The sequence below is a fragment of the Aliivibrio finisterrensis genome (genome assembly GCF_008933155.1).
GTDB lineage: Bacteria > Pseudomonadota > Gammaproteobacteria > Enterobacterales > Vibrionaceae > Aliivibrio > Aliivibrio finisterrensis.
The window spans coordinates 1-576 of the sequence record NZ_WBVP01000091.1; the positions used below are offsets into that span (position 1 = coordinate 1).

Sequence of the window (576 nt, forward strand, 5' to 3'; positions counted from 1 at the left end):
TATTTCTCCTTTCCTGGAAATAACCATCGTCTGAATTGGTTGCAAATCCTAGCGCCTGATAGTGTGTATCTTTGGGAGTTTGTGCCAGTGGGTTTACTGTGGCACTTGCATATTGTTGAATATTAGTGAACTCGCCGAATAAGGTGAGCGACCCATTGGCAACAGCGCTAAGGAGTGACTGAGTCGTATCTACACTGACATCGGTCACTGTAACGTCAAATGAACGAGAATCGTTGGTTGTCTGAGTAAAGCTAGGATCGCTGTTACTGTATTGAACGGCTTCGAGTGCGGTTTGGTAATCACTGATAGAGGCATTGCCCGTTAGAGTCAGTGTGTTGGTGCTAGCATCGTAGCTGCCGACAATACTGGACGAGTTAGTCCCAAGCGCCAAGATTTCATTCGTTGTTGCGCCAGTCAGGGTGATTGTGGCACCACTGATGTCAGTCGAATCTATATCGGTGATGTTTACATTACTCAATAGTGCGGTAGATCCATCGCCTTTGACAAATGCCTTGTCTGGAGAATTAAAAGCAAGGCTCGGTGCATCATTTTGTGGGTTGATGTCAATGGTAATCA

Annotated in this window: 1 protein-coding gene; it reads right to left on the reverse strand. The window is 45.8% G+C overall.

Annotated elements, in window-relative coordinates; translation table 11 throughout:
- The coding region (locus F8B77_RS17700) for a hypothetical protein (protein ID WP_167512871.1) at window positions 1–576 on the reverse strand (576 nt) is incomplete at both ends.